Raw genomic sequence first — 1,763 nt, 5'->3', positions numbered from 1 at the left:
CGAGCGGCGGCGTCCCGGGATACGGGGGCGCCGCCGCTGTCAGTTGCCGCCGCTGTCAGTTGCCGCGGCGCAGCAGCACGAACGCGCCGCCGATCAGCAGGACGGCCAGGCCACCCACTACCCACAACGCCGGGTCGACTCCGGAGGACGCCTCGCCCGAGGTCTCGTCGGCGATCTGGTTCTCGGCCGGGTCGGACTGGTCGAACTGGTCGCCAACAGGGTCCTCGGCAGGGTCGCCGGTGGTGCCGGCCGCGGACTGCACGGTGAAGACCGAGGATCCGCTGACGACGTGCCCGTCGGCCGAGGTCACCCGGTAGCCGACGGTGTACGCGCCGTCCGCCAGGTCGTCGAGCGCCACGGTGACCGTCTCGCCCTCCACCGTGGGTTCCCCGACGACCAGGGTGGTCCGGTCGTCGCCGGTGGTGACGGCGACCGAGGCGAAATTCTGGTTGATCTCCTCGTTGAACGTCAGCGAGACCTCACCGGGCGAGGTCTCGAGGGTCGCCCCGTCCTGCGGGTCCACCGAGACGAGGACCGAGTGCGCTGCGGCGACCGGGGCGAGGACGGTGGCCGGCGACGCGGCCCCCACGATCATGGTGGCGGCGAGCGCGGTGGAGGCCAGCCGAGCCCGGATCGGGGTCACGGGGTGACGCCGAGGCGGGCGAGCACGTCCTTGTTGACCCGGTCGAGCTCACCGGAGATGGCGGAGTGCACCTCGCGGCGCTGGGAGGTCGGGGTGGTCTCGGCGGTCTCGACGGCCGTCCGCAGATCCTTGAGACGGGTCCGGGTGGAGGCGATGAAGTCCTCGACCTGGCGGTCCCCGCGACGCCCGACCTCGAGCTGGTCGAGGGTCTGTTCCAACCGGACGATACGGACACCGAGGGCCGCGCCCGGGCCGGTGGCGTCGATGCCCGCGGCCTTGAGGTCCACGGCACCCGCCCCGGTGGACTTGTCGGCGGAACCCTGCGCGTTGGACACGAGCTTGTAGACCATCGGCAACAGGACCGGGGTGGCGACCTTGGCCAGGCTCAGCCACCGCTGCACGTCGTCCTTGCCGAGTTTGGTGCCCTCGAGCTTCTTCAGCTCCATCTCGGCGAGCTGGTACTCGTGCCGCCGGCCCGCCGCCTCGATCTTCTCGGCCGCCTTACGGTCCTTCGCCAGGAACTTGGCCTCGCGCTTGAGGGTGGCGCGCTCCTGCTTGGACAGCGTCTTCTCGGCCTTGCGGTCCCGCCTGGACGCCTTCTGGGCGAGCGCGTCCTGGCGCTTGGCCCGCTTGGCCTCACGCTTCGCCCTGCGGTCCGCGTTCTTGCCCTCCAGCTTCGCGCGCTTCTTGGCCTCGGCGAGATCGACGCGATGCGCCTCCTTGGCCTTGTGCCTGGCCTCCTTGGCGGCGAGCTTGGCCTCGGTCATGGCGGTGGCCTTGAGCGCGGAGGCGTGGGCGCGGAGTTCGGCGCGCTTGTCGCGGTAGGTCGTCAGCTTGCCCATGGGCGTCGATCCTTCTCTCGTCGCGAACATCAGGGTCCCAGCCTAGGCGAACAGTCCGCCGGTGAGCACCGGACCGGTATCCGAGGGCGGTGTGCGCCATGATGGACGTCGATGGACGGTGCCCGGAACGGATCGAGTGGGGACCCCGACGGTGCGGTGGCGGGACCGGCGTCGGGGTCCAGGTGTCTGCACCGCGTGGCCCGGGAGCGGGACGCCGGCCCCACGTGGTGGCGGACCGCTCCGCTCGACGAGGGGGTGCGGCTGCGCGCGATGGCCGC

The 1,763-nt window shown here is 71.6% G+C and carries 2 protein-coding genes; both read right to left on the bottom strand.

The window, feature by feature from the left end:
• Nucleotides 1-55: 55 nt before the first annotated feature.
• Nucleotides 56-643 (bottom strand): copper resistance protein CopC, encoded by a 588-nt coding sequence (locus tag G6020_RS08080; protein ID WP_182610271.1) that lies wholly within the window; start codon nucleotides 641-643, stop codon nucleotides 56-58.
• A complete protein-coding gene (locus G6020_RS08075; RefSeq protein WP_182610270.1) occupies nucleotides 640-1,485 on the bottom strand; it encodes a DUF6474 family protein in 846 nt (281 codons plus the stop codon). Before G6020_RS08075 ends, G6020_RS08080 begins: the two co-directional genes overlap by 4 nt.
• Nucleotides 1,486-1,763 lie beyond the last annotated feature (278 nt).

The sequence above is a fragment of the Dietzia sp. B19 genome, from assembly GCF_014145155.1.
Lineage (GTDB): Bacteria > Actinomycetota > Actinomycetes > Mycobacteriales > Mycobacteriaceae > Dietzia > Dietzia natronolimnaea.
This window is presented reverse-complemented; position numbering and strand designations above follow the sequence as displayed.